The 22948-nt window shown below is 68.5% G+C and carries 20 protein-coding genes and 2 pseudogenes; 13 read left to right on the forward strand and 9 right to left on the reverse strand.

The genetic code is table 11. From position 1 onward, the window contains the following. Both JL37_RS22960 and JL37_RS22965 read right to left on the reverse strand, forming a co-directional pair. Positions 1–491: 4Fe-4S dicluster domain-containing protein (locus JL37_RS22960; RefSeq protein ID WP_043547221.1), on the reverse strand; the 491-nt coding region annotated here is incomplete at its 3' end. Positions 492–594: 103 nt separating this feature from the next. Continuing rightward, entirely contained in the window at positions 595–1551 is a 957-nt protein-coding gene (locus JL37_RS22965) for a helix-turn-helix domain-containing protein (protein ID WP_043547222.1), read from the reverse strand. Positions 1552–1696: 145 nt separating this feature from the next. Between JL37_RS22965 and JL37_RS22970 the strand changes: the two genes are divergently transcribed. Continuing rightward, positions 1697–2662, forward strand: coding sequence for a tripartite tricarboxylate transporter substrate binding protein (locus tag JL37_RS22970; RefSeq protein WP_043547223.1), 966 nt, complete (start codon positions 1697–1699; stop codon positions 2660–2662). Between the two features lie 48 nt (positions 2663–2710). On the opposite strand, the gene JL37_RS22975 is transcribed toward JL37_RS22970, so the two are convergent. Continuing rightward, positions 2711–4252 carry an acetolactate synthase large subunit gene (locus JL37_RS22975; RefSeq protein ID WP_043547224.1) on the reverse strand — a complete coding sequence of 514 codons (1542 nt, stop codon included), beginning with the start codon at positions 4250–4252 and terminating at the stop codon, positions 2711–2713. Between the two features lie 182 nt (positions 4253–4434). Here JL37_RS22975 and JL37_RS22980 point away from each other — a divergent pair, with 182 nt between their 5' ends. Continuing rightward, positions 4435–5940, forward strand: coding sequence for a tripartite tricarboxylate transporter permease (locus tag JL37_RS22980; RefSeq protein WP_043547225.1), 1506 nt, complete (start codon positions 4435–4437; stop codon positions 5938–5940). Positions 5941–5958: 18 nt separating this feature from the next. Here the strand turns inward: JL37_RS22980 and JL37_RS22985 are convergent, their stop codons facing one another. The 4 genes from JL37_RS22985 to JL37_RS23000 form a co-directional block, all read right to left on the reverse strand. Next, a complete protein-coding gene (locus JL37_RS22985; RefSeq protein WP_043547517.1) occupies positions 5959–6657 on the reverse strand; it encodes a 2OG-Fe(II) oxygenase in 699 nt (232 codons plus the stop codon). Positions 6658–6715: 58 nt separating this feature from the next. Next, complete coding sequence (locus tag JL37_RS22990; protein ID WP_043547226.1) at positions 6716–7438, reverse strand: 2OG-Fe(II) oxygenase; 723 nt, start codon at positions 7436–7438, stop codon at positions 6716–6718. A gap of 157 nt (positions 7439–7595) precedes the next feature. Continuing rightward, positions 7596–9191 carry a gamma-glutamyltransferase gene (gene ggt, locus JL37_RS22995; RefSeq protein WP_043547227.1) on the reverse strand — a complete coding sequence of 532 codons (1596 nt, stop codon included), beginning with the start codon at positions 9189–9191 and terminating at the stop codon, positions 7596–7598. 24 nt (positions 9192–9215) lie between these two features. Further along, positions 9216–10190, reverse strand: a complete 975-nt coding sequence (locus JL37_RS23000) for a tripartite tricarboxylate transporter substrate binding protein (RefSeq protein WP_043547231.1) — start codon at positions 10188–10190, stop codon at positions 9216–9218. Between the two features lie 156 nt (positions 10191–10346). Here JL37_RS23000 and JL37_RS23005 point away from each other — a divergent pair, with 156 nt between their 5' ends. Continuing rightward, positions 10347–11003, forward strand: coding sequence for a GntR family transcriptional regulator (locus JL37_RS23005; protein WP_043547233.1), 657 nt, complete (start codon positions 10347–10349; stop codon positions 11001–11003). A gap of 55 nt (positions 11004–11058) precedes the next feature. After that, on the forward strand, positions 11059–11550 hold the full coding sequence (locus tag JL37_RS23010; protein ID WP_043547234.1) for a cupin domain-containing protein: 492 nt from the start codon (positions 11059–11061) through the stop codon (positions 11548–11550). On the opposite strand, the gene JL37_RS23015 is transcribed toward JL37_RS23010, so the two are convergent. After that, a complete protein-coding gene (locus JL37_RS23015) occupies positions 11551–12450 on the reverse strand; it encodes a DMT family transporter (protein ID WP_052097564.1) in 900 nt (299 codons plus the stop codon). It abuts the gene before it with no gap. A gap of 292 nt (positions 12451–12742) precedes the next feature. Here JL37_RS23015 and JL37_RS23020 point away from each other — a divergent pair, with 292 nt between their 5' ends. After that, a complete protein-coding gene (locus tag JL37_RS23020; RefSeq protein WP_043547238.1) occupies positions 12743–14011 on the forward strand; it encodes an MFS transporter in 1269 nt (422 codons plus the stop codon). A gap of 6 nt (positions 14012–14017) precedes the next feature. On the opposite strand, the gene JL37_RS23025 is transcribed toward JL37_RS23020, so the two are convergent. Then, a complete protein-coding gene (locus tag JL37_RS23025) occupies positions 14018–14890 on the reverse strand; it encodes an NAD(P)-dependent oxidoreductase (RefSeq protein WP_043547239.1) in 873 nt (290 codons plus the stop codon). Between the two features lie 212 nt (positions 14891–15102). Between JL37_RS23025 and JL37_RS23030 the strand changes: the two genes are divergently transcribed. The 8 genes and pseudogenes from JL37_RS23030 to JL37_RS23060 all read left to right on the forward strand — a co-directional run bounded on the left by JL37_RS23030 (position 15103) and on the right by JL37_RS23060 (position 22945). Then, complete coding sequence (locus tag JL37_RS23030) at positions 15103–15495, forward strand: Zn-ribbon domain-containing OB-fold protein (protein ID WP_043547240.1); 393 nt, start codon at positions 15103–15105, stop codon at positions 15493–15495. After that, complete coding sequence (locus JL37_RS23035) at positions 15492–16652, forward strand: thiolase (protein WP_043547241.1); 1161 nt, start codon at positions 15492–15494, stop codon at positions 16650–16652. The genes JL37_RS23030 and JL37_RS23035 overlap by 4 nt, the downstream gene beginning before the upstream one ends. A gap of 8 nt (positions 16653–16660) precedes the next feature. Beyond that, a complete protein-coding gene (locus JL37_RS23040; RefSeq protein ID WP_043547243.1) occupies positions 16661–17350 on the forward strand; it encodes a 3-oxoacid CoA-transferase subunit A in 690 nt (229 codons plus the stop codon). Continuing rightward, the gene (locus JL37_RS23045; protein ID WP_043547244.1) at positions 17347–18009 is read left to right on the forward strand and encodes a 3-oxoacid CoA-transferase subunit B; all 663 of its coding nucleotides are present in this window, start codon (positions 17347–17349) and stop codon (positions 18007–18009) included. Before JL37_RS23040 ends, JL37_RS23045 begins: the two co-directional genes overlap by 4 nt. After that, positions 17999–19183: pseudogene (locus JL37_RS30940) on the forward strand (acyl-CoA dehydrogenase family protein); the annotation flags it as partial. The gene JL37_RS23045 and the pseudogene JL37_RS30940, both read left to right, overlap by 11 nt. A gap of 33 nt (positions 19184–19216) precedes the next feature. Then, a pseudogene (locus JL37_RS30945) lies at positions 19217–20296 on the forward strand (acyl-CoA dehydrogenase family protein); the annotation flags it as partial. A 24-nt stretch (positions 20297–20320) separates the two neighbouring features. Then, positions 20321–22423, forward strand: a complete 2103-nt coding sequence (locus tag JL37_RS23055) for a 3-hydroxyacyl-CoA dehydrogenase NAD-binding domain-containing protein (protein ID WP_052097565.1) — start codon at positions 20321–20323, stop codon at positions 22421–22423. Positions 22424–22516: 93 nt separating this feature from the next. Next, entirely contained in the window at positions 22517–22945 is a 429-nt protein-coding gene (locus tag JL37_RS23060) for a PaaI family thioesterase (protein WP_043547246.1), read from the forward strand. Positions 22946–22948: the final 3 nt, after the last annotated feature.

Raw genomic sequence — 22948 nt, forward strand, 5'->3', positions numbered from 1 at the left:
CGCGGCGCCAGCGCGGCGAGGCCAGGCGCGGCGGCCAGCGACGCCAGCGCGCCCGCCGTTCCGCCCAGCCGGCCCGCCGCGCTGCGCATCAGGCGGCCGGCCGCCAGGGCGGGGCGCAGCAGGGATGGGGTGGTCAGGACGCGCGCCAGCGCCGAGCGCAGCAGGCGTTGAGTCAGCGGGCGCGCCCGGCTCTCTTCGATGTGCTCGCGCGCGCCGTCGATGATGTCGCGATAGGACACGCCGGCCGCGCAGGTGGTTTCGCACGACAGGCATGAGAGGCAGCGGTCGAGATGGCGCACCGCCGCGGGGCTGGGCGCGGCCGTGCCGGCCAGCATCTCGCGGGCCAGCGCGATGCGGCCGCGAGGCGAGTCGAGTTCTTCGCCGTCCAGCACGTAGGTGGGGCAGACCGCCGTACAGAACCCGAAATGCACGCAGCTGTCGGCGGCGGCGCGGGCTTCTTCATGGCGATGGATGGTGATGGTCTTGGACATGGTGCGACAGGAGCTTGCCGGCCAGGGCCGGGATGGAGCTCATTCTGTCGCTTGGGGCGGGCTGGGGCTGTGCCCAGCGCGCCAGCGGACGCCGCCCAGCGCGTCAGGCGCGGGCCTGGCCCTGCCTGAGCAGATTCACGGGCAGGTCGCCGTAGCGTTCGGAGAACCGCCGGGTGAAATGGGAGAGATTGTTGAAGCCGCAGGCGAACGCGGCCTCGCTGACCGTGCGCGCCTTGCCGCCCGCGAGCAGTTCATGCGCGAGCGCCAGGCGGGCCTGCACCACGTAGGCCTCGAACGACAGCTGGGCGTGCCGGGCGAAGAGGCGGTGCAGGGTGCGGACCGATATGCGGCAGGCGGCGGCCACCGACGCGGGCGACAGGCCCGGGTCGGCGATCGCCGTGTCGATGTGGCGCTTCACGCCGACGAAGCTCAGCTCCGTCGATGCCGGGGCGGCCGCGTCCGCCATGGACGAGCAATGCAGCGCGACGATTTCGATCACGGTGTCCAGCAGCGTGTCGACGGTGCGGTCCTGCAGCTTCACCGCGGAATCGGTCAGCAGGCGCATGGTCTCGGCCAGGACAGGCGCGAACGGCATATCGGCCGGCAGGCTGGCAGGCGCCCTCAGCCGGCGCAATCCCGGGGCGCGCGCGCTCAAGGCGTGGCGCGGCAGCAGCACCAGCCGGCGCGCGGTCGTTTCGGGAAACGTGATGTCGAACGCCGAGCCGGTGTCGAGCAGGCCGAATTCTCCCGGCCGCAGGCACAGTTGTTCGTCGCCCTGGGACATCAGCGCGCTGCCCTGCAATTGCAGGCTGAGCATGAGGTGGTCGCCGTTGACGCGGCTGACGTGCCGCTGGGAGCGGCGGATCATATGGGGGGAGCTTGCGAAATTCACCAGGCGGGCTCCCGCCCGGGTCTGGCTGGACATCGTGCCGGCGAAGGCGGCGCCCGGTTCGGCTTGGAATTCGGAATCCAGCACGCCTGCGCAGACCGCGTCGTGCCAGAACGCCAGGGCGTGCTGGCCGTGATCGAGGGTGCTCCAGTTGTGCCATTCAGGTGCCATCTCGGCTCCGGGGACGTCGCGGGTGTCGCTGCCAGCGGCATCGGCTGGCACGTTGGGTCGTGCCCAATGTAGCCACGGGATGCAGAATGGGCCATCCGTGCATTCCCCAGTAACGCAGCACGATGTTCAACGATTGGAGCGTGGCATGAAACGGTATCTCTCTTTGTGGGCGGGCGTGCTGCTCGCCGTGTCGGCCTGTCATGCCGTGGCGCAGGAATACCCGGCGCGGCCTGTGCGCATGATCGTGGGCTTCGCGCCTGGCGGAGGCAACGATATCCTGGCCCGCCTGATGGCCGAGCAATTCCAGCGCCGCCTGGGCCAGCCCTTCATCGTCGAGAACCGGCCGGGCGCCAGCGGCGCCATCGCGATCGGCGCGGTCAAGCGGGCCGAACCGGACGGCTACACCTTGCTGGTCGGGCCGAGCAGCGGCATGACTGTCAACCCCGCCATCTACCGCAACCTGGACTACGATCCCGTGGCCGACTTCGCCCCAATTTCCCTGGTCGGCGACATCCCCATGATCCTGGCCGTCAAGGCGGACAGCCCGGCGCGCTCGGTGCCGGATCTGGTCGGGCAGGGGAAGAAGAGCGGCAAGCCTCTGTTCGCCGGCGCGGGCGCCAATTCGTTCCAGCTGGCCACCGCGGTGTTCGCCGGCCGGGTAGGCCTGGAGACGGAGGTCGTCAATTACAAGGGCAACTCGGCCGTCGTCGCCGCCCTCTTGGCCAACGAGATCGACTTCGCCTTGATCGATACCGCGGCCGTCCTGCCGCAGATCCGCAGCGGCCGGCTGCACGCGCTTGCCGTCACGGGCGCCAAGCGCTTTGGGCTGCTGCCCGACGTGCCCACCGTTGCGGAATCCGGCGCGCCCGGCTTCGCGATGTCGTTCTGGTCGTCTCTGTACGCGCCGGCGGGAACGCCGCCCGCCGTCATCGAGAAGCTGCAATCGACCGTGGCCGCCGCCGTCCGCGAGCCCGCGGTGGCCGAACGCCTGCTTGAACTGGGCATCGAGCCGGTCGGCAGCGCATCGCAGGCGCTGGCCGAAACCATGGCCAAGGAAATCCCGATGTACACGCAGGCCGCCAAGGCGGCGAACCTGTCCCTGGCGCAGTAGGTCCGGGTTCCGCCAGGCCGCCCGTGGCAGCCCGGCGGGCCTGCGGCGTCAAACCATCAATTCGATCAGGAAGGGTGCGTCGGTCCGGAAGCTGCGGGCCATGAGATCGGCGCATTGCTCCATGGTGGTGGCGCGGGCCGCCTCGACGCCCATGCCGTCGGCGATCGACACCCATTTCAGGTCCGGATTGCCCAGGTCCAGCATGCTCATGGCGGTCGGGCCGGGCGTCGCCCCGACTCCCTTGTACTCGCCGATCAGGATGTTGTACCTGCGGTTGTTCAGGATGATGGTGGTCACGGGCAGCCTTTCGCGCCCCTGCGTCCACAACGATTGCAGCGTATACATGGCCGAGCCGTCGGCCTGCAGATTGATGACCCTGCGCTTGCCTCCCGCGCCCAGTGCCGCGCCCGTCGCCACCGGCATGCCGTCCCCGATGGCGCCGCCGGCCAGGTGCAGCCAGTCGTGCCGGGGCGCGGCGTGCGTATGGGGATAGAAACCGCGGCCGTAGGAGATGCTTTCGTCCGAGACGATGCTGTGTTCAGGCATCAGCGCGGCCACGGTCCGGGCCAGGCCTTCGGGCGTGGGGGCGCCGCTGGCCGCCTCGGGACGCGGGCCGGGATCGGGCATCGCGGCCTGCGGCGCGCCCAGGCTTTCCGCCAGCGCGCGCAGCGCGGCTTCCGGGTCCTGGTCGGGGCGCGCCAGCACGTGCAGCTGGGCATGCTCGGGGTATTGCGTGGACGGCTTGCCGGGGTAGGCGAAGAAGCCGACCGGCCCCTTGGCGCAAACCAGGATGATGTGCTCATAGCGGGCCAGGGCCGCGATTGCCTGGTCGGTGCCGTAGGGAACGCGCTCCAACTGCAGGGTGCCCCGGCCGCGCGCGACATGCGCGGTGACGTAGTCGGCGCGGATGTCGGCGCCGCAGGCCTGCGCCACCCGCCAGGCGAGGGCCTGCGATTCGCCCAATACGCCGCGTCCGGCCAGAAGGATCAGGACGTTCTTGCCGCTGCGCAGGACGCGGGCCGCGTTTTCCACTGCGTGGGGATCCAGGGGCGCGGGCCCGATCGCGGGCAGCGCGTCCGCGACGGCGCCGCCGTCGTTCCAGGACGCGTCCGACGGCAGGATCAAGGTGGCGACCTGGCCGGGAAAGGCGCTGGCCGCCTGTACCGCAGCGGCCGCATCGCCGCCTACGTCCTGCGCCCGGGTGCTGGTGCGCACCCAGCTCGATACCGTGCGCGCCATGGCGTCGGTGTCCGCCGTGAGCGGCGCGTCGTAGGGACGGTGGTAGGTGGCCTGGTCTCCGACGATGTTGACGATGCCGCTGCGGGCGCGGCGCGCATTGTGCAGGTTCGCCATGCCGTTGGCCAGCCCGGGCCCGCAATGCAGCAGCGTCGCCGCCGGCTTGCCCGCGATACGGAAATAGCCATCGGCCATGCCGGTGACGATGTTCTCCTGCAGCCCCAGCACGCAGCGCATGCCGGGAACCTCGTCCAGCGCTGCGACGAAGTGCATTTCGCTGGTGCCGGGATTGGCGAAGCAGGTGTCGACCCCTGACTTCAAAAGAGAATTGACGAGGCTTTTGGCGCCGTTCATGGCGGGAACTCCTCCTGAAGGAAAAAATAAATCGTCCTGGCTTGTCGAAGGCAATGGTACCGGCATCCTGCGCCGCGATGGGAATGCGCCTGGACGCGTGCTTGGTAAAAACCCGGGTTACTCCGCTTTTTATGTCGTACTACGATCTATTAAAAAATGGCCTGGACAGAAAAGGAGCGGGGATGGAACTGTTAGACCACCTCATGTTGGGGTTTTCCGTGGCGTTTACCCCGGAAAACCTGTTGTATGCGTTGTTGGGCTGCGTGCTTGGCACGCTCGTGGGCGTGCTGCCCGGACTGGGGCCGGTGCCCACGATCGCCATGTTGCTGCCGATCACCTATGTGCTGCCGCCCGTGGCGGGCCTGATCATGCTGGCGGGCATCTACTACGGCACGCAGTACGGCGGATCCACCACCGCCATTCTGGTCAACCTGCCGGGGGAAACGTCCGCCGTGGTCACGGTGCTGGACGGCCACCAGATGGCGCGCAACGGGCGCGGGGGCGCGGCGTTGTCGTTGGCCGCCATCGGTTCCTTCTTCGCCGGCTCGGTGGCCACGATGCTCATCGCCGCGTTCGCGCCGCCGCTGGCCGAGGTGGCGTTCAAGTTCGGTCCGGCGGAGTACTTTTCGCTGATGACGCTGGGGCTGGTCGGGGCGGTCGTCCTGGCGTCGGGCTCGCTGGTCAAGGCGATCTGCATGATCCTGCTCGGGCTATTGCTGGGCCTGGTCGGCACGGACGTCAATTCCGGCGTCGCCCGCTACGATTTCGGCATCCCGGAATTGCAGGACGGCATCAACTTCGCCATCGTCGCCATGGGCGTCTTCGGCTTTGCCGAGATCATGAGCAACCTGGAACTGAAGGACAAGCGCGTCGAGATCACGGACAAGGTGGGTTCGCTGTATCCGAACAAGACCGAGATGCGCGAGGCGGCGCCGGCCATCGTGCGCGGCACGGCCGTCGGATCGATGCTGGGCATTCTGCCCGGCGGGGGTTCGGTGCTGTCGGCCTTTGCTTCCTATACGCTCGAGAAGAAGCTATCGAGGCAACCCGAGCGCTTCGGCAAGGGCCATCCGGCCGGGCTGGCGGGGCCCGAGTCCGCCAACAACGCGGGCGCCCAGGCTTCCTTCATTCCTTTGCTGACGCTCGGCATCCCGGGCAATGCGGTGATGGCGCTGATGGTGGGCGCGATGACCATCCACAACATCCAGCCCGGCCCGCAAGTCATGACGAGCCATCCGGAGCTGTTCTGGGGCCTGATCGCTTCGATGTGGATCGGCAACCTCATGCTCGTCATCCTCAACCTGCCGCTCGTCGGGCTGTGGGTCAAGCTGCTGAAGGTTCCCTATCGCATCCTGTTTCCGGCGATCCTGGTGTTCTGCACCATCGGCGTGTACTCGCTGAACTACAACACCTTCGATCTCTACATGACCGCCTTCTTCGGCGTCGTCGGCTACATCTGGAGCAAGCTGCGCTGCGAGGGGGCGCCGCTGCTGCTCGGCCTGGTCCTCGGGCCCATGATGGAGGAGAACTTCCGCCGGGCGCTCCTGCTGTCGCGGGGGGACTTCACGACTTTCGTGGAGCGGCCGCTGTCGGCTTCGCTGCTGGGCGCGGCGGTGGTGCTGGTCGTCCTGGTTGCGCTGCCGAACATCCGCAAGAAGCGCGAAGAGGCCTTCGTCGAAGAGGATTGAGCCGGTTCGGCGGGCGGCTTACGGCGCGTCGTGGAAAGATAGCTCCAAGCCGATGCGCGTGCCGCCGAGCACGCGGCTGATGGCATGCTTCAGGTTGACGCGGTAATCGGCGCCGCTGGCTCCCCGGACGGGGCGGTGCGCGGTGGCGATGAGGGCGGCGTCGCCCAGGCGCAGCGGCAGCACGATGGGCCGCGATTGCATGCGGGGACGCTGTTCGGTCATGACGAACTCGCCGCCCGTGAAGTCGAGGCCGGGCTCCGCCAGCAGGGCGACGAGTTGCAGCGCAAACACGTGCGCGCCTTCGTTGCGCTGGTGCAGCGCTACGTAATCGTCCCCGCGCAGTTGGCTCAGGTGCGTGAGCGCATGCGTCTGGCCCGCCTGCCGGCCGCGCCGCAGAAACGGCTCTAGCTCGCCAGGGTAGCGATAACCGGAGCCCAGCCGTTCGCTCCAGCGGTTGGAGATGGGGGCGAGGCGTCGGTAGAGATCGGCGCGCCATGCCGCCAGGGGCGCGGGCAAATCGGCGGGGAAGTAGTGCAGATCGCCCTGGCCCAGCCCGCCACGCGCCAGCGAGGCGCGCTCGAGCGCGGCGGCATGCCGGCCCAGCGCGCGCGCCTGTTCCGGCATCAGCCATTGCGGCAGCAGCGCGTATCCTTCCGCATCGAGCTGCGCGGCGATGCCGGCCCAGTCCAGGCCGTCGATGACGGCATCCATGTCCATCGGGATCCGGTCTGCGTGCCGGGGGGCGGGTTCCTGAAACAGTTCGGCCTGCATGGCTTCAGCGCGCGTCATGGAAGATCACTCCCAGCGTATGCCGCTGCCCGCCCAGCAACCGGCTGACTCCATGCCGCATGGCGGCCTTGCGCATGCCGGCGCGGTTGCTCGGCGCCGGCCGCTGGTTCACCGTAAACACCAGGGCGTCGCCCTGGCGCAGCGGCACTACCTGCGCGACCTGTCCGCCGGACGACGTTTCCGTCATGACGAATTCGCCGCCGGTGAAGTCCCGCCCGGGTTCGGACAGAAGTATCGCGGTCTGCAGCGGGAACACGTGTTCGCCGTAAAGATCCTGGTGCAGGCAGTTGTAATCGCCTTCGCGGTATTCGAGGATGAGCGGCGTGGGCCGGAGCTGGCCGGCGCGGTGGCAGCGCGCGAGGAATTCGTCCAGCGAGTCCGGATACTGCGCGTCCGTGCCCAGCAGGCGGTTCCAGCGGTTGGCCACAGGGGCAAGCCGCGCGTACAGCGCGTGCCGCAAGGAGTCGATCAGCGGAGGCAGGGGATAGGAAAAATACTTGTATTCGCCGCGGCCGAATCCGTGGCGGGCCATGACGATCCGGGAGCGGTAGCAGTCTTCGCGCGGATAGAGGGCCGCCAGCTCCCGGCATTGCGCGGGGCTGAGCAGTCCCGGCAGCACGGCGTTGCCGTGGCGGTCCAGCGATCGGTTGATGGCTTCCCAGTCCAGCGCCTCGATGAGGCCGGGAACTGGCGAACGACCGGTATCCATGGTCTAGCACCGGATAGTTGAGGCACGGCTCCAGTGTAGATCGGGGGCGGGCGGCCGGGACTCCGTTTCTTGCTTCGTGCTTCTCGCTATGCGCGGCGCTTTCGAGAGGCGCCGCGCATGGCCCGGGTGATGCGGCCCGCGCCGGTCCGAGCCGCGCTCAGAAGCCCACGGCCTGGCCGTCCCGCCGCGAATCCGACGCCGCGACATACCCGCCCTGGGGCAGGCGGCAGATCAGCTGCGCCGAGCCGAATTCCAGGCTGTCGGCAGGCGCGACGGCGACGTTGTGGCCGCGCGCGCGCAGCGCATCGACCACGTCCGCGGGCAAGTGCGATTCCACGTTCACCACGGGGCCTTTTTCCACGCGGAAGCGCGGCGCGTCGCTCATGGCCTGGGGGTTCTGGCCGAACGCCGCCAGGCGCGTGACCATCTGCAGGTGCCCCTGCGCCTGCATCGACCCTCCCATGACGCCGAACGACATCACGGGCTGGCCGCCGCGCGTGACGAAGGCGGGAATGATGGTGTGCATCGGCTTCTTGCGCGGCGCGACCTGGTTGGCATGGCCCGGCGTGAGCACAAAGTTCAGGCCGCGGTTGTGCAGGCTGATGCCGGTGTCGGGCACGACGACGCCGGAGCCGAAGCCGTGGTAGTTCGACTGGATGAAGGACACCATGGTGCCGTTGGCGTCGGAGGCGGTCAGGTACACCGTGCCGCCGGTGGCCGGCGTGCCCGCAACCGGCACGCTGGCGCGGTCCATGGAGATCAGGCGCGCGCGTTCGGCCAGGTAGGCGCGGTCCAGCAGCGCGTTCGCGCTGGTGCGCATGTGGCGCGGATCGGCGACGTGCTGGTGCAGGTCCGCGAAGGCCAGCTTCATCGCTTCGATGCTGACGTGGTAGTAGTCCGCGCTGTCGCGGCCCATTGCCTCCAGGTCGAACTGCTCCAGCATGCCCAGGGCCATCAGCGCCGAAATGCCCTGGCCGTTGGGCGGGATTTCGTGCAGCTCGTAGCCGCGGAACGACTGGGAAATGGGGGCGACCCATTCGGGGCGGTGTTCCGCCAGGTCCGTGGCGCTGAGCGCGCCGCCGGTCTGGCTGGCGAAGTCGGCGATCTTGCGGGCGAGTTCGCCGCGGTAAAAGCTCTCGCCGCCGCTTTCGGCGATCTCGCGCAGCGTCTTGCCCTGTGCCGGAAAGCGCCACCATTCGCCGGCTTGGGGCGCGCGGCCCTGCGGCAGGAAGGCGGCGGCAAAGCCCGGTTCCTGCGCCAGCTTGGGCGCTTGCGTGGCCCATTGGCGGGCGATGGTGGGCGAGACTGCGAAGCCTTCTTCGGCATAGGCGATGGCCGGTTCGAACAGCTTGGCGAAGGGCAGCTTGCCAAAGCGCTCGGACAATTCCTTCCAGCCCGCCACCTGGCCCGGCACGGTGACCGTACCCCAGCCAGTGCCAGGCATCGCCTCGCGGCCGGCGAAGTATTCAGGCGTCCACGCCGCGGGCGCGCAGCCGCTGGAATTCAAGCCGTGCAGGCGGCCGTCGTGCCAGACCAGGGCGAACATGTCGCCGCCGATGCCATTCATGACGGGCTCGAGCACCGTCAGCGCGATCGCGGTCGCGATGGCGCTATCGACGGCGTTGCCGCCGGCCAGCAGCATGCGCAGGCCGGCCTGCGCCGCCAGCGGCTGGCTGGTCGCGACCGCGTTGGCGGCCAGGACGGGCATTTTCTTGGAGGCGTAAGGGAAAGACCAATCGAAGGGGGAAGACATGGGTGCTGGAGCTCGTCGTGGAAATTACTGCGGGGTGATGCCGGCCTGGTCGATCAACTGCTTGGTACGGGGGATTTCGGCTTTGATAAAGGCCGCGAATTCCTCGCGGGTGCCGCCTCGGGGCTCGGCGCCGGTTTCCGCCAGCTTACCGCGCAGCGTGGGGTCGGCAAGCACTTTGTTGACGGCGCGGTTGAGTTTGTCGAGCACGGGGGCAGGCGTGCCTTCGGGGGCCACCAGACCGTACCATGGCGCGATGTCGTACCCGGCATAGCCCTGTTCGGCGATGGTGGGGATGTCCGGCGCCAACGCCGAGCGCTTGGAGTTGGACATGCCCAGCGCCAGCAGCGCGCCGCTCTTGGCCTGGGGCAGCCCCGTCATGATGGTGTCGAAATACATCGAGACCTGGCCGCTCAGCAGCGCGGGGATGGCCTCGCCCGCGCCCTTGTAGGGCACGTGCAGGATGTCGATCCCGGCCACCGATTTGAGCATTTCGCCGGCCATGTGCGAGGTCGTGCCGGTGCCGAACGAGGCATAGGTCAGCTTGCCGGGGTTGGCGCGGGCGTAGGCGACCATTTCCGGAAGCGTCTTGAAGGGCTGGGACGGATTGGCCAGCAGGATGTTGGGCGTGTAGGCAACCATCGAGACCAGCTCGAAGGCATCGGGGTCGTAGGCCAGGCGCTTCTGCAGAAACCGGTTGGTCACGATGGCGGCCGGCCCGCCCATCAACAGGGTGTAGCCATCCGGCGCGGAGCGCGCGACCGAGGCGCTGCCGATCGCGGCCGCGGCGCCGGGACGCGCCTCGACGACAAAGGGCTGACCCAATTCCGTCGACAGCGCCGCGCCCAGCTGGCGCGAGATCAGGTCGGTTGCGGAGCCGGCCTGGAAGGGCACGACGATGCGCACGGGATGCTGCGGCCAGTCGGTGGCCTGGGCGCCGGCCTGGGCCGCGAAGGCCAAGGCGGCGGCGCCTGCGAGCGCCTGGATGAAACGGAACTTCATGGATTCCCCTTGATCGCGTTATGGAAAGCGTGGGGACGATTAGACGCAAAGCACGGTCCGGCGACCATTAGTGTTTGCATCCATGGATCATTGGATCCAATTTGTGTTATTTTTGCGTTTATCTATCATGGCGGCTTTCCGAGCCGTGGGACGACAATGCTGCAATTCCAGAAGACAGCGATCAGCGCCGAAGACGAGGCATACCTGCACCTGCAGCAGGAGATCCGGCTTGGGCGCTACGCGCCGGGCCAGCGCCTGGTGCCCGAGGCCGTGGCCGCGGAAATCGGCACCAGCCGCATGCCGGTGCGTGGCGCGTTGCGGCGTCTCGCGTCGGAAGGGCTGGTTGAAATCCGCGCCAACCGCGGCGCGGTGGTGCGCGGCCTGAATCAGCAGGAAATGCTGGAAGTGTTCGAAATGCGCTCCGTGCTCGAAGGGCTGGCCATGCGCAATGCGGTGCTGCACATGAACGCCGAGCACATCCGCCGCCTGTCGAATTCGCTGGAGCTCCTGGAGCAAGGTCCGGGCGAAGACCTGGACTGGACCACCGCCCACCGCGAATTCCACGAGTACCTGTGCAGCTTCTGCCAGCAGCCCCGTCTTCTGCGCCAGATATCCGAGCTGCATTCCGTCGTCGAGCCCTATATGCGCCTGTGGGCGGCCCAGCCCGGGCGAGTCATGCGCGTGCGCGAATCGCACCAGGAGCTGATCGACGCTTTGCGCACGCGCGATCCGGCGCGCTGCGAGGCCGCGATGCGGCAACACGTGCTGAACACCGTGCCAGCCCTGCAGGCATTTCTGGAACAGGCGTCCTAGGACACGGCCAGCCTTGCTTTAGACTGGGGGCCATCGCATCCAGCCGAGCCCCGCCATGACCGAATCCGCCGCCACCCTGATCCGCCGCCTGGGCCTGCTGCCGCATCCCGAAGGCGGCCATTACCGCGAAACCTATCGCGCCGCCGACATGGTTACGCGCGCCGACGGCGCGCGCCGCGCGGCCAGCACCGCTATCTATTACCTGCTGTGCGACGGGGCGTGGTCCACCTGGCATCGCATCCGCGCCGACGAGCTCTGGCATTTCCATGCGGGCTCGCCGCTGCATGTCCATGTGCTGGCGCCGGATGGCGGCTATCGGTGCCTGCGGCTGGGCAACGCGCTGGAGGATCCCGGCGCCGAGTTCCAGGCGGTCGTGCCGGCCGGCAGCTGGTTCGCGGCCGAGCTGGCCGAGCCGGGCGGCCATGCGCTTGCCGGCTGCACCGTGGCGCCGGGATTTGAGTTCAGCGAGTTCGAGCTGGCCGGCGCCGGCGAGCTGTCGCGCCTGTATCCGGCTCAGGCCGACCTGATCGCCCGCCTGACGCGCTGATCAGCCCGCGCCTTTCGCGCCCGGCGCAGGAGCCTGGGGCTTCTTCCTGCGGGGAAGCTTGGCTTCGCTGGCAAGGACGCCGGCGACGATGAGGCCCGCGCCCACCAGCGCCAGCGCCGGCAGGCGGTCGCCCGCCAGGCGGCCCACGATGCCGCCCCACACCGGTTCGCCCGCATAGATGACTGTGGCCCGGGTAGGCGACACGGATTTCTGCGCCCAGTTCATGGTCAGCTGGATGATGGCGCTGGCCAGCCCCAGGCCGATGGCCGCGCCCGCCCACAGCCACGAGAATGCGGGCGCCGTTTCGCCCATGGCCGGCATCAGGGCGAACGAGACCAGGCCTGCCGTGAGCAATTGCACCGCGGTCACGCGGCGGCTGTCCACCGACTTGGCGAACAGGCCGATCAGGATGATTTCGGCGGCGATGGCTGCGGCGCCCGCCAGCGTTGCGGCTTCGCCGGCGTTGAAGCTCAGCGCGCCCGCCTGAGGGCCGGCCAGCAGGATCAGGCCGGTGAAGGCCAGCGCCACGCCCACCCAGCTCATCAGGCCGGGCGGCTTTTTCAGCACGGCCCATTGCAATAGCGGCACGATGGGCACATAGAGAGCCGTTATGAAGGCCGACTGGCTGCTCGTGATGGTCTGCAGGCCGTAGGTTTGCAGGAAGTAGCCCAGGAACAGGGCGGAACCGATGGCGATGCCGGCGCCGATTTCGCGGCGGGTGATCGCCGCCATGCGCCTGCGGAACAGCAGCAAGGACATTCCGCCCGCGATCGTGAAGCGCACGCCCACGAAGAACAGGGGGCCGCTGTGCTGCATGGCGATGTGGATGATGAGGAAGGTGCTGCCCCACAGCATGGTGACCAGCACCAGGGCGATTTCCTGGCGGGACAGGGCGAACATCGAAGTCTTGGGTGTCACGGCTTGTTTCGAGTGCTACGAGTGTGGGCAATATACTGCGCCGCGCCAGCCTGGGTGGCCGTTCACCGAACAGGTTTTGGCGGCTTCCCTCTTTTCCGCATATAGCGGGGAGTAATATGACGCGTCCGGCGGTCGATGGCCGCCGGAAAAAAAAGCCGATTCGCGCCTTGTCCTTCCCGCTTGCCGTCAGCTGCGCCCTTGCGCGCGCTTCCGGCCTCGTTCACGAAGCCGGGCGCGCAAGCGGCCACAAAGAAGACATCGAGGAGAAGCACACGTGGACAAGCAAGAGTCGGGCGGCTGGTATTTCGGCTGGAATATCGTAGGCGCCGCTGCGGTACTCACCCTGTTGACCGTCGGCCTGCGCATGAGCATCGGGCCGTTCTTCCTGCCCATGGCGGAAAGCATGGGCTTCACGCGCAGCACACTGTCCGGCATCGTGGCGGTCGGCATGCTTTGCTATGGCCTGGGCATGCCGGTGGCGGGATACCTGGTCAGCACGCAGGGCACGCGCTTCGTGCTGCTTGCGGGGACGGCCATCGTCGTCGCATCGTCCATTTGGGCCGTATTCGCCAGCGGGCCCATCGAGTTCCTGCTGTCCTTCGGCGTGGCCCTGTCGATCGGCCTGGCATTCACCAGCCCGGTGGCGCTGACGCCGGTGATCAGCCGTTGGTTCACGCGCCAGCGCGGCATGGCGCTGTTCTTCCTGTCCACCGGGTCCATGGCCGGCATCGCGCTGATGACGCCCGCGCTGACCTTCTCCATCTCCGCGGTGGGGTGGAAGGAAACGCTGGTGGGGTTCTCGGTGCTGTTTGCCCTGCTGACGGTGCCGATGGCGCTTTTCATCATGCGCGACGAGGCCCCTGAGCACACGGACCTGCTGCCTCACCAGATCGTGGGCAAGACGCGAGGCGCCAAGCCCGCCTCCAGGCAAGCCGCGCCCAATGTCCGCGCTGCCCTGCGTTCGCTGCCGTTCTGGCAGGTGGCGCTGGGGCTGTTCGCCTGTGGGTTCAGCATGAACCTGCTGGGCACGCATGGGGTGCCCATGCTGATGGACCACGGCTTCGACGCCACCACCAGTTCGCTGGGCATCGGCCTGATCGGCCTGGTGGCGATCTTCAGCACGCTGGTTCTGGGCCGGCTGTCCGACCAGGTCGAGCGCCGCAATATTCTCGCCACCATTTACCTGGTGCGGGGGCTGGGGTTCTTCGCGCTGGTCATGGTGGGCGCGCATTGGGAGCTCTACGCGGCGGCCACCATCGGCGGCGTCGTGTGGGCCGGCAGCATCGCCCTGTCGTCCGCGATCCTGGCCGACGTCTATGGCATCCGTCTGGTGGGGGTGCTGTACGGCCTGGCCTACCTGGGGCACCAGGTGGGCGGCATGATCAGTTCATGGCTGGGCGGATGGGCCTTCGAAGCCTTCGGCACGCATTGGGTCGCCTTCGGTTCGGCCGGGGTGCTGCTGCTGGCGGCGGCGCTGATTTCCCTGCGCCTGCCCGGGCGAGGCCTGCCGCGCGGGCAGGTGGCCGCCGCCGGCGGAAACTGAAACCGGCTAGCGGTCTTTCAGCAGCGACACCAGTTCGGGCACGTAGCGTTCTCCGCCGCCCTGCGTCACGGCCTGGTCGAAGGTGTGCTGCACGGCGGCGCCGATTTCCCTTACCGCGCCCGTTTCCGCGGCCATGGTGTTGTAGTAGGACAGGTCTTTCTGCGCGTTCGACATGAAGAAGCGCAGCGAGGATGGGTCCTGCTCCAGCAGATAGGGCTTGATGCGCTCCAGCGCCACGCCGCCGCCGCCGCCCTTGGCCAGCACGTCCGCGAACACGGCGGGATCGATATCCGAGCGCAGCGCGCAGGCCGCGGCTTCCGATAGCAGCGCGACCACCCCCAGCGACACGTAGTTGTGCAATAGCTTCATTCGGTGGCCGGCGCCGACGGGGCCGGCGTGCGTGATGTTCTCTGCGAAGCAGGCCAGCAGCGGCTTGCATTCTTCGAATAGCGCGGCATCTCCGCCCACCAGCAGGTTGAGCCGGCCTTCGGCGGCCTCTTTCGGGGTGCGCGTCATCGGCGCGTCCAGGAAGCGGCCCCCGGCTTCGGTAACCGCCTGCGCCACTTTTGCGGTGGAGGAGGGGATGGCGGTGGAGCAATCGATGATGACCGTGCCGGGACGGATGCCTTCCAGCACGCCGCCCGGCGACAGCAGCACGGCTTCGACCTGCGGGCTGCCGGTGACGCACAGGATGATTACGTCGGACTGCGCGGCCAGCGTGGCGCCATCGGCGACGCTGGCCGCACCGGCAGCCTTGAGCGCGTCCAGAGGCTGGTTGCCGGGGTGCTCAAGCACCGTCAGCGCGTGACCGTGCTTGACCAGATTGCTTGCAATGCCATGGCCCATGAGGCCGATTCCAACCATGCCGACTTTCGCCATCTTCCAATGCTCCTGCCATGTAATAAGGGGGCTTGTTATCGCGTAAATCTTACTCTGACTTGCGGCGCTTCGAATATGCCGAAAGAAGCCTTCGAATCTTTCGGATGGTAAGGGGTGGGAGCCATTCCTAAAATCGTTCCACTGCCGCAGGCCTTGCCAGGCCCGGATCGAAATACAACGGAGACAGCCGCCCGCAGGGCGGACACATCAGCATGCCCAACACCGCAACAGAGCCGGCGGCCAGCGCCGAGCGCCACTATTTCGAGCAGCTCGCGCAGGGCCGCTTCGTCATTCCGCAATGCCAGGCCTGCGCCAGGCACCATTTTTACCCCAGGGTGGTCTGCCCGCATTGCGGCTCCGACGCCCTGCGCTGGGTCGAGCCCAGCGGCCGGGGAGAGGTCTATTCCACGACCGTCGTGCGCAGCAAGGGCGGCGACTACACCGTATGCCTCGTGGATCTCGACGAAGGCCCGCGCCTGATGAGCCGAATCGTGGATATGCCCGTGGACGACGTGGCCATCGGCCTGCGGGTCCGCGCCCGGATCGACGAAGTGGATGGCGCGCCGCTGCTGGTATTCGTGGAACAGACGGGGGAACGCGCATGAGCCGGAGCTATCGAGGCGCGATCGCCGTCCTGGGAACCGGCATGGCCGGGCTGGGCGATTGCCAGGGCCGCTCGGAACAGGAAATCATCGCGCAGGCCTCTCACCGCGCCGTGGCCGCCAGCGGCCTGAAGATGCAGGATATCGACGGCATCATCACGTCCAGCCTCACCTCGCCCTGGTGGGTGATGCGCATGGCGGAGTACCTGGGGATCCGTCCGCGTTTCTCCGACAGCACGATGTTCGGGGGCTCGTCGTTCATCGCCGATCTGAAGATCGCGGCGATGGCCATCGAGGCCGGCCAGTGCGAGCACGTGCTGGTCTGCTACGGCGCCAACCCGCGCAGCGCGCCCAGCAGCACGCAGATCAACCAGATGCGGGCCGCGCTGGACCCGCAACCCTACGAGCATCCCTACAAGCCGTTCAATCCGGTGTCCAGCTATGCGCTGGCCGCGGCGCGCCACATGCACCAGTACGGCACCACGCGGCGCCAGCTGGCCGAAGTCGCCGTGGCGGCGCGCAAGTGGGCGCAGCTGAATCCGGACGCCTTCCTGCGCTCGCCGCTGACGATCGACGAGGTGCTGGGCGCGAAGATGATCTCCGATCCGCTCACCGTGCGCGATTGCTGCCTGGTGACCGACGGCGCGGGCGCCTTCGTGGTCACGCGGGCCGACCGCGCCCGCGACCTCCATCCGCGTCCGATCTACGTGCTGGGCACGGGCCATGCGCACTGGCACCGCCAGATATCGTGCATGCCAGACATCACCGTTACGCCAGCCGTGGACTCCGGCCGCGCCGCATTCGCCGAGGCCGGCCTGACGCCCGCCGACATCGACCTGGTCGAGCTCTACGACGCATTCACGATCAACCCCATCCTTTTCCTGGAAGACCTGGGCTTCTGCGCCAAGGGCGAGGGCGGCGCGTTCATCGGCGGCGGGCGCATCGAGCCGGGCGGCGACCTGCCGATGAACACCAATGGCGGCGGGCTGTCGTTCACCCATCCCGGCATGTACAGCATTTTCCTCGTGATCGAGGCCGTGGCGCAGCTGCGCCGCGAGGCGGGCGACCGGCAGGTGGGCAAGGCCGACGTTGCGCTGGTGCACGGCAACGGCGGCGTGCTGTCCAGCCAGGCCACCGCCATTCTTTCCCATTCCCTGTGACGTACGCCATGATGAACAAGATTATCGATACCGCCGCGCAGGCGGTGGGAGACATCCCTGACGGCGCCACCGTCCTGGTCAGCGGCTTCGGGCTGTCCGGACAGCCCGTCGAATTGCTGGATGCGCTGGTGGAGCACGGCGCCCGCGACCTGACCGTGGTGTGCAATAACAGCGGCGCCCGCGACAGCGGCCTGGCCCGCCTGATCCGGCTGGGGCGCGTGCGCAAGCTGATCGCCTCGTATCCGCGCGGCGCGGAGTCCCAGGCCTTCGAGTCGGCCTACGCCGATGGGCTGATCGACTACGAATGCGTGCCGCAAGGCACGCTGGCCGAACGCCTGCGCGCGGCGGGCTCGGGGCTGGGCGGTTTCTTCACGCCCACCGGCTACGGCACGCTGCTTGCCGAAGGCAAGGAGACGCGCCTCATCCGCGGCGTGGGCCACGTGTTCGAAGAGCCGCTGCATGCCGACTACGCGCTCGTGAAGGCCTATTGCGCGGATCCCATGGGCAACCTGGTCTACCGCAAGGCGGGCCGCAACTTCGGCCCCCTGATGTGCATGGCCGCGGCCACCGCCGTCGTCCAGGTCCATGCGCTGACGGAAGTGGGCGGCCTGGATCCCGAACATATCGTCACGCCCGGCATCTTCGTGCGGCGCGTGCTGCGCATTCCCGACGCCCAACTGACCGGAGCCCTGCAATGATCCAACGATATACCCGCGAAGACATCGCGCGGCGCGCAGCCGCCGACATCCCTCCCGGTTCCTACGTCAACCTGGGCATCGGCCTGCCGGTCAAGGCGCTGGATTACTGGACGCCGGAGCACGGCGTGGTCGTCCACAGCGAGAACGGCATCCTGGGCATGCGGGCGCGCTCGGATGCCGATCCGGTCGATCCCGACCTGACCAATGCGGCCAAGCAGAACGTCGCCATGGCCGCGGGCGGGAGCTTTTTCAACCATGCGGACTCCTTCGCGATGATGCGAGGCGGCCACCTGGACTATTGCATCCTGGGCGCCTACCAGGTGTCGGAAACCGGCGACCTGGCCAATTGGTCGCTCGGCCAGCCCGGCGTGGCCGCGGCGGTGGGCGGAGCCATGGACCTCGCCGTGGGCGCCAAGCGGGTCCACGTGCTGATGGAGCACCTGACCCGCGACGGCCGGCCGCGGCTGCGCAGGCTATGCGACCTGCCGCTGACGGGCGCGGCCTGCGTCGACCGCGTCTATACCGACTACGCCACGCTCGACGTCACACCCGAGGGCTTCCTGGTGCGCGACATGGCCCCCGGCCTGACTCGCGAGGCCCTGCAGGCGGCGACCGATGCGCCGCTGCGTTTCGCGGAGGACCTGATCGATGCCGCATGACGCCCCCCTCGAAGCCTTCCGCGATGAGGTCCGCGCATTCTTGCGGGAACATCTTCCGGCCGACCTGCGGCGCAAGGTGCTGGATCACCAGCGCCTGGACAAGCAGGATTTCCTGCGCTGGCACCGCATCCTGCACGAGCGCGGCTGGGTGGCGCCCAACTGGCCCGCGGAGCATGGCGGGGCCGGCTGGAGCATCGAGCAGCGCAACGTGTTCGACGAGGAGTGCGCCCTGGAGGGCGCGCCCGAAACCGTGCCCTTCGGCCTGCGCATGGTCGCGCCCGTCATCATGGCCTACGGCTCCGACTGGCAGAAAAGCCATTTCCTGCCGCGCATCCTCAGCGGGCAGGACTGGTGGTGCCAGGGGTATTCCGAACCGGGCGCCGGCTCCGACCTCGCTTCGCTGACCACCCGCGCGCGGCGCGAGGGGGATGCGTTCGTGGTGAACGGCCAGAAAACCTGGACCACCTACGCCCAGTACGCCGACATGATGTTCTGCCTGGCGCGGACCAACCCCGAGGCCAAGGCGCAGGAAGGCATTTCCTTTTTCCTCATCGACATGCGCAGCCCGGGCGTGTCCCTGCGGCCGATCCGCACGCTGGACGGCGGCGAAGAGATCAACGAGGTTTTCCTCGACGAGGTGGTGGTGCCCGCGTCGCACCTGGTCGGCGAGATCGACCGCGGCTGGACCTACGCCAAGTACCTGCTGTCGCATGAACGCTTCGGGGCGGCGCGGGTGGGGCGGGCCAAACGCGAGCTGGGCCACTTGCAGCGCCTGGCGGCCCAGCGCCTGGCCGACGGGCGGCCGCTGGCGGAAGACCCCGTGTTCGCGCAGCGGCTGGCGCAGCTGGAGATCGACACGCTGGCCTTGGAGCACACCAACCTGCGCTTGATCGCGCGCGACCAGCGCGGCGCGGGACATGGCGCGGAAGCCTCGATCCTGAAGTACCTCGGATCCACGCTGGCTCAACGCATCAGCGAGGCGCTGGTCGATACGGCGGGCACGCACGCGCTCGCCTATCGCCCGGAAGCGCTTGAGCGCGATTACGTGCAAGGCGGCCCAACGCCCGAGGACGAACTGGAAGCCATGCCCGGCTTCTATCTCAATCTGCGCAAGATTTCGATCTACGGCGGAACGGACGAGGTCCAGAAGAACATCATTGCCAAGCTCGCGCTGGAAGCGGCCGACGACTATGACGACGACCAGCGCGCGCTCGACGACGCGGTGGGTCGATACCTGCAAGGAGAGTACCCGCCGCCGGCTTCCCGGGCCGTGCAGCCGGCCGACGCGGACCCCGATGCCTCGCCGCATTGGCGCGCCTTCGCCGGGATGGGGCTGCTGGGGCTGGGGCTGCCGGCTTCCGCTGGCGGCATGGGCGGCGGGCTAGGCGAACTGTGCGTGCTGATGCAGCGGTTCGGCCGCCATCTGGTGACCGAACCCTATGACGCCAGCGCGCTGCTCTGCGGCCAGTTGCTATTGGGCCTGCCCGACAGTGAGCAGGCCCAGGCCCTGCTGGCCGGCATCGCCCAGGGGGCGGCGCCGCTGCTCGCCCACGCCGAACCGGATTCGGATTGGCCGCGGGCGGAACTGCGCGCCACGGCAGAGCGCGAAGGCGACGGCTGGCGGCTGAACGGCGTCAAGCGGCGAGTGCCCTATGGCGCTGGCGCTCGCCAGTTGCTGGTCACTGCCCGCGACGCCGAAGGGCCGGCGGTGTTCCTGGTGGAGGCCGGCGCTGCCGGGCTGGAGCGCAAAGGAAACCCCGGCCTGGACGGCCGTCCGTATGCGGACATCGTGCTGAAGGATTGCCGTGCCGGCGCGGCCGCCCGCTTGGGGCCCGCAGGCGCCGCCCTGGAGCAGGCGGCCGACGCAACGCGCATCGCGCTGTGCGCGGAGGCGCTGGGGGCCATGCAGGCGCTGCTCGACGCCACCCGCGAGCACGTCGCCGCGCGGCGCCAGTTCGGCCAGCCGCTGGGCCGCTTCCAGGCCGTGCAGCACCGGCTGGTCGACATGCTGCTGGCGCTGGAGCAGGCGCGCTCGCTGACCTGGCTGGCGGCCGGCGCGAACCCTTCCGACGCGCGCGGGCGCGCCCGCCTGGCCTCGGCCGCCAAGGCCAGCTGCGGCGCGGCCGCCCGCTACATCAGCCAGCAGAGCATCCAGTTGCACGGCGGCATGGGCATGACCGACGAGCTTCCGGTGGGCCACTACGTCAAGCGCCTGCTGGCCATCGAACACACGCTGGGCGATACCCGCCATCATCTCAACCGCTATCAACGGCTGGCGGCGGCCTGAGCCGCGCAGCCGAAAGGGTTCACCATGAACTTGACCGTCACTTCGCCATCGCGCGACCTGTCCAACACCGTCCGCTACGCCCTGCAGGGGCGCGTGGCCGTGATCTTCCTCGATAACCCACCCGTCAACGGCCTGGGCGACACCGTGCGCCGCGGCATCCATGAAGGGCTGTCCCAGGCGCAAGCCGACGACGGGGTGGACGCCGTGGTCATCATCGGCGCCGGCAAGGCCTTTTGCGGGGGCGCGGACATCCGCCAGTTCAACACGCCAGCCGCAACCGCCAAGCCCATGCTGCGCGACGTGATCGCGGCCATCGAAACGTCCGGCAAGCCGGTGGTGGCAGCCATCCATGGTTTCGCGCTGGGCGGCGGGCTGGAGCTTGCCCTGGGATGCCACTACCGCATCGCGCAAGCCGGCGCCAGGCTTGGGCTGCCGGAAGTGAATCTAGGCCTGGTGCCCGGCGGCGGCGGCACGCAGCGCCTGCCGCGGCTGATCGGCGCGATGGCGGCGGTCGAGATGATCCAGTCCGGCAAACCGCTGGACGCGGCGTCCGCCTTGGCCGCCGGGCTGGTGGACGCGGTCGCCGAAGGCGATCTGCTGGAGTTTGCGCTGTCCTACGCCCGCGAACGCGCCAAGCTGGGCACACATCCAGTCGCCTCGCGCCGCGCCCTGAATGGGGACGGAGTGGATTTCGCCGCGGTGCGCGCCCGCCTCAATCCCAAGGCCCGCAATGCGATCGCCCAGCGCGCGGCAATCGATTGCGTCGAGGCCGCGACCCGCCTGCCGATCGAGCCAGGGCTGGACGAAGAGCGGCGCCTGTTCGACGCGCTGGTCGAGGGCGATGCCTCCAAGGCGCTGCGCCATCTGTTCTTCGCCGAAAAGGAAGCGCCGCGCGTTCCGGGCGGCGGCCGCGCGGGCGAGATCGGACGCGTGGGCATCCTGGGCGCGGGCACCATGGGCGGCGGGATCGCCATGGCGTTTTCCAATGCGGGCTACGCCGTAACGCTGTACGAGCGCGATCAGGCTGCGCTGGACCGGGGCATGGCGCTGATCCGCAAGAACTACGACATCACCGCCGCGAAGGGCAAGCTCGACGCCGCCGGGGTCGAGGCCCGGATGGCGCGCATCGCGCCCAGCCTCGACGTGCAGGACCTGGCGCAGGCCGACCTCGTCATCGAGGCCGTGTTCGAGGACATGGCCGTCAAGCAGGCCGTGTTCCGCCAACTGGATGCCGTGTGCAAAGCCGGCGCGATCCTGGCCACGAATACCTCGCGCCTGAACATCGATGAAATCGCGGCCTGCACGGCGCGGCCGGAGGCCGTGATCGGGCTGCATTTCTTCAGCCCGGCCAACGTCATGAAGCTGCTGGAAGTGGTGCGCGGCGCGCGCACCAGCGCGGACGTTATCGCCACTTGCATGGCCGTCGCGCAGAAGATCGGCAAGATCCCGGTGCTGGTGGGGGTATGCGAAGGCTTCGTCGGCAACCGCATGCTGACCGGCTATTGGCGCGAGGCGGGGTTCCTGCTGGAAGAGGGCGCCAGCCCGCAGCAGATCGACGGCGCCCTGACGCGCTTCGGGATGGCCATGGGGCCGTTGGCGATGGCGGACCTGGCGGGCATGGACATCAATTGGGCTACGCGCAAGCGGCTGGCGCCCACGCGGCCCGCGCACCTGCGCTATTCCAAGGTCGCGGACCGCATCTGCGAACTGGGACGTTTCGGCCAGAAGACCCAGGCCGGCTATTACCGGTACGAGCCGGGCAGCCGCCAGCCGCTGCCGGATCCCGTCGTCGACGGCATCATCGAAGACTGCGCGCGCGAGGCCGGGATCGTGCGCAGGCCGGTAAGCGACGAGGAGATCGTCGAGCGCTGCATGCTGGCGCTGGTCAACGAAGGCGCGCTGATCATCGAGGAAGGCATCGCGCAGCGCGCCTCCGACGTGGACGTGGTCTATGTCCATGGCTACGGCTTTCCGGGCGCGCGCGGCGGCCCGATGTTCCATGCGCAGACCCAGGGACTGGCGGCGACGCTGGAGAAAATCCGCGCCCTGCGGCACGAGCACGGCGAGCATTGGAAGCCGGCGCCGCTGCTCGAGCGGCTGGTGGAGCAGGGCGCCACGGCATTCTGACGCGTCCGCGCCATGGCCAAGGCCGCGCCCGGCGACATGCCGGCCGCGGCCTTCTTTGCGATACTGTAATTTCCCTAAACCTTGGCCCCAGCCATGACAGACTCCATTCCTTCCGGTTTTGCGCCCTGGCGCCCGAGCAGTCCCTTCATGACGCACCTGGCCGAGCTCGGCGCGCTCTACAAGCGCGATGCCGACTGCGTGCTCGCCCTGCGCGTGGGGCAGGTCCATACCAATATGCATGCCATCGCCCACGGCGGGCTGCTGGCCACCCTGGCCGACAGCGCGCTGGGCCATACCATCGCGCAGCAGGCGCAGGTGTCCGTCGTGACGGTGCAGATGTCGGTGGAATACCTGAATCCGGTGAAGCCGGGCGACTGGCTCGAGGCGCACGTACGGATCGACAAGCAGGGCAGGCGCCTGATCTACGCCACCTGCCTGCTGCAAGTGGAAGACCGCGTCATGCTCAAGGCCAACGCGGTCTTCGCCGTGCGGGCGGCGCTCACGCCGGCCTCGGACGGCTAGGAG

Source organism: Achromobacter sp. RTa, from assembly GCF_000757485.1.
Lineage (GTDB): Bacteria > Pseudomonadota > Gammaproteobacteria > Burkholderiales > Burkholderiaceae_B > Achromobacter.